This window comes from Planococcus sp. CAU13 (assembly GCF_000775575.1).
Lineage (GTDB): Bacteria > Bacillota > Bacilli > Bacillales_A > Planococcaceae > Planococcus.
Map to the genome: position 1 here is coordinate 1 of NZ_JRGN01000136.1, position 5,313 is coordinate 5,313.

Annotated in this window: 6 protein-coding genes and 1 tRNA gene; 1 reads left to right on the forward strand and 6 read right to left on the reverse strand. The window is 49.1% G+C overall.

Annotated features, from left to right (window positions below; genetic code table 11):
- Positions 1–94 precede the first annotated feature (94 nt).
- From KW93_RS05745 to KW93_RS05765, 5 genes are all read right to left on the reverse strand, one after another.
- Positions 95–730 carry an anti-sigma factor family protein gene (locus KW93_RS05745; RefSeq protein ID WP_033542030.1) on the reverse strand — a complete coding sequence of 212 codons (636 nt, stop codon included), beginning with the start codon at positions 728–730 and terminating at the stop codon, positions 95–97.
- A 12-nt stretch (positions 731–742) separates the two neighbouring features.
- Entirely contained in the window at positions 743–1,306 is a 564-nt protein-coding gene (gene sigW, locus KW93_RS05750) for an RNA polymerase sigma factor SigW (protein ID WP_033542031.1), read from the reverse strand.
- 185 nt (positions 1,307–1,491) lie between these two features.
- Positions 1,492–2,400 (reverse strand): arginase, encoded by a 909-nt coding sequence (gene rocF, locus KW93_RS05755; protein ID WP_033542032.1) that lies wholly within the window; start codon positions 2,398–2,400, stop codon positions 1,492–1,494.
- Between the two features lie 70 nt (positions 2,401–2,470).
- Positions 2,471–3,034: a GNAT family N-acetyltransferase gene (locus KW93_RS05760; RefSeq protein ID WP_033542033.1), complete on the reverse strand. Its 564-nt coding sequence runs from the start codon at positions 3,032–3,034 to the stop codon at positions 2,471–2,473.
- Between the two features lie 12 nt (positions 3,035–3,046).
- Positions 3,047–3,922: a LysR family transcriptional regulator gene (locus KW93_RS05765; RefSeq protein ID WP_235318368.1), complete on the reverse strand. Its 876-nt coding sequence runs from the start codon at positions 3,920–3,922 to the stop codon at positions 3,047–3,049.
- A gap of 112 nt (positions 3,923–4,034) precedes the next feature.
- On the opposite strand from KW93_RS05765, the gene KW93_RS05770 reads away from it, so the two are divergent.
- Positions 4,035–5,132 (forward strand): citrate synthase/methylcitrate synthase, encoded by a 1,098-nt coding sequence (locus KW93_RS05770; RefSeq protein ID WP_033542034.1) that lies wholly within the window; start codon positions 4,035–4,037, stop codon positions 5,130–5,132.
- Positions 5,133–5,181: 49 nt separating this feature from the next.
- On the opposite strand, the gene KW93_RS05775 is transcribed toward KW93_RS05770, so the two are convergent.
- A tRNA-Ala gene (locus KW93_RS05775) sits at positions 5,182–5,254 on the reverse strand.
- Positions 5,255–5,313 lie beyond the last annotated feature (59 nt).

Sequence of the window (5,313 nt, forward strand, 5' to 3'; positions counted from 1 at the left end):
CGAAGAGCTGGGCCGCTGGAGTCTGGACACTAGAAAAGTGATAACCATTGTTCATCCACCTGCATAAAAAAATCCGCCCCCAAAGGGACGGATTTTATTCGCTTATTTTTGCACTTTCATTGCTGAAAATCGAAGCAGCGTCTTTGAAAACGCCTTTGATGGTGTACCATAACCAGTCGAAAATCTGGTCGATTTCTTCAACTTCTCCGGTGATCACACCGCTGGATGCCATATACTGCCCATTCACCAAAGTGACATCGCCGTGAAGCTCACCGTCAACCCGCAAATCACCGTTGCGGACGGTGATATCGCCGGTAACGACTTCGCCTTCCGGCACAATCACCGTATTTCCTTCCACCACCACATTCGGCTGTTTGGTGAACGAAAATTGTTGATCGTTGTTAAAGTCGGAGAATAATAGAGCGCTCATCATAACGACAAAAATGGCGGCCGCCGACAATAACGGATGCTGCCTTAACCAGCGTTTGGCGCCTGTCCGCTGCTTCTGTTTCGGCAGCTTGCTCATCGTGGCCTCCACAAAACCTTTCGGCGCTTCTATATGAGATGCACTCTGGACAAGTGCAATGGTCTTGGTCAATTCATGATACATCTTCTGACAATCTTCGCAGGTCGCCAGATTTTCTTTCAACACCCGTTCTTTGGATGGTTCAAGGTCACCGTCTAAATAATCGTTCATGTACTGGACGATGTAATCCGGACACGTCTTCATCCTGCTCGCCTCCTACAAATTGCTTAATTGCTTCCGCAAGGCTTCCCGCCCTCGGTGTATGCGTGTTTTCACAGTCCCAAGCGGCAAATCCAGAATTTCGCTGATCTCAGCCAGCGGCAATTCTTCAATATATTTCAATACAATGGCTGCCCTGTATTTATCGGGCAGGCGGCTGATTTCATACTGTACCCGCTCCTGAACTTCCATCTTCACCAATTCATCTTCGGGAAGTGGATCGTCGTTGGCAATGCCCGAATACATATTCAACCCTTCCGCCCCGCGCACTTCCGCATCCAGGTGATAATCCGGCTTTTTCTTTCTGATCCGGTCGATGCACAAATTTGTAGCAATACGATATAGCCACGTGGAGAATTTCCGTTTCTGATCGAATGTATGAATATTGACGTAAGCACGCATAAAAGCTTCCTGCGCTATATCTTCGGCTTCATGTTTATTGCCGAGCATACGATAGCAAATTTGATACAGCTGGTGCTGATACAATTCCACAATCTCCGCGAATGCGTCCTGGTCGCCTTTAATGACTTTTGCTATTCTCTTGTTCACTAACGCATCCATGATCTCATGTCCCTCCGCCTATGCGGCTATGTTTTATATACGGATGATCTGTTAAAAGGTTTCATTATTTTCTCTTTTCTATCGTATCAAAGATTACCCAAATAAATCCATCTTAATTTCATACATTATAACTAAAGTGATATGCACTTCTTTTTGCCCAAAATAAAAACAGGCTTTCGCCTGTCTTAAAGTAATTTCTCGCCGAGCAATGAACCGATCAGGGCAACTGCAACGTCGGCAGTACGATTTTTTTCATCCAGAATCGGATTGACTTCAACAAATTCAGCGGATGTAATGATTCCTGCATCATACAGCATCTCCATTGCCAAATGGCTTTCACGGTAGCTGATGCCGCCCGGAACCGGCGTGCCGACGCCTGGTGTGTAAAGAGGGTCGATGCCGTCAAGGTCGAGTGATAAATGGACACCGTCCGTGCCCCGTTCTTCCTTCAAATAGCGGATCGTATCTTCGATGACAAAATTCATACCCATTTTATCGATTTCGTGCATACTGTAAACTTTGATGCCCCGCTCCCGAATTAATTCGCGTTCACCCGGATCAACAGAGCGTGCGCCAATGATGACAATGTTCTCCGGTTTCACTTTCGGTGCGAATCCGCGGATCCCTGTCAATTTTTCGTGACCGTGGCCGAAGCTTGCTGCAAGCGGCATGCCGTGGATATTCCCTGACGGCGACGTGTCGCTCGTGTTCATATCCGCATGCGCATCATACCAGATGACACCCAGATTTTCATGATTCGGTGAAATACCGGCAAGCGTGCCGATTGCGATGCTGTGGTCGCCGCCCAATACCAGTGGGAAATTGCCCGTTTCCGTGACTGCCTGGACTTTTTCACTCAACGTTTCCATTGCTTCAGTGATAACAGATAAATTTCGCAGATTGGTATCCGTGTCAATCGAACCGTTCGCGTGACCGATCTGGATGTCCCCTTCATCCTTTACGGTATGTCCAAGACTTTCAATGCGTTCCACAACACCTGCGTAACGGATGGCGCTTGGTCCCATATCCACGCCGCGGCGATTTTGACCATGATCCATTGGTACCCCAATAATTGACACATTTAATTTATTCATGTTTTTATGCCCCCTTGTTTAGTTAGACATATTGTAACCGCTGTCATAGGGTTGGCTCAACCAGACAAGTTTACGTATATTTATTCATTCTCCTCTTCAACAATTCTTTCACTTCCGGCCATTCCCGGTCAATAATCGAATAGACCGCTGCGTCTCTCGGTTTACCCGTGGAACGGATGCGTTCATTGCGCAGAACCCCTTCTTTCACTGCCCCGATGGCTTCGAGCGCTTTTTGTGAACGGATATTTTCCGCATCCGTCTTGAACTGGACGCGGATCATTCTGCGTTCTTCAAAACAATAGGCAAGCAGCGCGTATTTCACCCGGCTGTTCAATCCGCTGCCATGCAATTCCTCCGCATAAAAGGTCGAACCGATTTCACAGCTGCGATTCGTTTCATCGATTCCGTAAATCCGGGTCGTGCCGACAATCCGTCCTGTGTCAGGCTGCTCCACCGTGAACTGCAGCACATTGGATTGATTTAAACCCGCTGCCAACCAGTCCGTCAACTGCTCGAACGTCTCCACTTTCGTCAGCATATGTTCGAAAATTTCCGGCGTATACAGCGCCCATAAAGCTTCGAAATCTTCCCGTTTCATCAACCGCAACCGTACGCCTGGCTGTTCAAGAATCATTTTTTCTCCCCCTCAACTAAAGTATACTGCCTGCATCCGGCCCAAAAACTCTTTCTCCAGTTCACCCATCTCTTTACACACAAAATAAGTCACAACCTCCGGCAATGAAAACAAGTCAAACGGCGCTTCCAGCAGGCGCCCTTCGATCAATTCCCTGCGCACCATCGACCTCGGCAAAAAAGATACCCCGAGCCCTTCCTGAATAAAGCGTTTTGCAATATGCGCCTGTGTCACTTTCATCGTCCGCAGACCTTTCTCCTTCATCCGCAGCTTTACGAGCAGCGCTTCCCAGAATACCGGATGATGATGTGTAAACAGGTAATGGGACCGCAGCATCCCTTCAGCTGAAATAGGCGGACCTGACTCATCGTCATAAACGTCTGTCGGCACCACGAAAACAAGCCCGTCCCGGTAAACGATTTCGCTGTACAGCGTTCGGCTCACAGGCTGCACAGCTGAAATGCCCGCCATGACTTCCCCTGCCTCTACGAGTGCCTCTATTTTCTCTGATTCTTCCACCCGAATGACCAATTCCAGATCGGGATGATGTTTGGTGAAAGCTTTTAAGAGATAAGGCAAAACCGTTTCCGCCATGAGAGGCGATATCGCGAGCACCCATTTCCTCCGGTAGCCCTGGGCAAATGCATGGACATTTTCCACACTTTGTTCCAGCTGCCGCAATAATTTATCGGCTTCCGCTTTAAATAATTTCCCTTCCTCGGTCAGTGTCACCCGGTTTTTATAGCGCTGAAACAGAACAACTCCCAGACTTTCTTCCAACAGCCGAATATGTACCGTGACACTGGGCTGGGACATCAGCAGCCTCTCGGAAGTTACACGGAAATTCAGCGTTTCTGAAGCATCAGCAAAAGTCCTCAGCCATGCCAAATCGATGACAATCACCTCTCAATCGATTAATATTTAGAATTGACTTAATTATAAATCATTAATTTTCATAATCAATAGGACCGGGTAAACTAAAGAAAAAGGAGGAGTTCCCATGTTTCAGAAAGGATTAAAAGATGTAGTGGCGGTGCAGACGGCAATTGCTTCCGTCGAAGGAGATAAAGGAGAACTTCGTTACCGCGGAGTATTGGTCGAGAGGGTGACTGCCGGCCGGAGTTTTGAAGAAACCGCTTATTTCCTGTGGAACGGCCAGTTTCCGACAGTTCAGCAGCACGAAGAATTGAAACGGCAATTCGCAAAATACCGGACACTTCCTTCCTATCTTCAACAAATTGCACGGGAGCTGCCAGCAGATGCACCGCTCATGGACAAGATGCGCACCCTGCTGTCAGCCTATTACACTGAAGAATACTTGAACCTGCCTCCTGCTGAACAGGCAGTGGCACTTACCGCTGCGCTGCCGGTGATGACAGCTGTGCTTTACCGTCTCCAAACAGGACAGGACATTATCGCACCTGACAGCAGCCTGTCGCACACCGCCAATTATCTATGGATGCTGACCGGCGAAAAACCGGCTGCGGCACAAACCGAAGCGCTCGAAACGTATTTGAAATTAACGATGGAGCATGGCATGAACGCTTCCACTTTCGCAGCCCGCGTGACGGTTTCAACAGAATCGGATATGGTCGCCGCTGTCACATCCGCACTCGGCGCCATGAAAGGTCCGCTGCACGGAGGCGCGCCGTCAGGAGTTCTGGCCCTGCTGGACGACATCAGTTCAGCGGAAACGGTTGATGCCGTAATCACCCGTAAACTCGATGCCGGTGAAAAAATTATGGGCTTCGGCCACCGCATTTATAGAACGGAAGATCCGCGCTCCATTTTATTGCGGCAGAAATGCCTCGAGCTGCAGGGACACGATGCCTGGCTGGACCTCGCAGTCGAAGCAGAAAAACGCATCATCCATTTGCTGAACGAACGAAAACCGGGCCGGGCCCTCTACACGAATGTCGAATTCTACGCGGCAGCCATCATGCGCTCCATCAATATGCCGCCTGAGCTGTTTACGCCCACATTCAGCGTCGCCCGAATCGTCGGCTGGACAGCCCATACGCTTGAACAGCAATCCGACAACGTCATCTTCCGTCCGCAATCCGAATATATTGCACAAAAAAATCCCGTATCCAATTGAATGGATACGGGATTTTTACACATGGATAGTACAAATACACATGGAACAATGGAGCCTAGGGGGCTCGAACCCCTGACCTCGTCACTGCCAGCGACGCGCTCTCCCAGCTGAGCTAAGGCCCCGCGCTGAACAGGCGCAAGGAAATTAAAGATGAGCCATGAAGGATTCGAACCTTCGACCC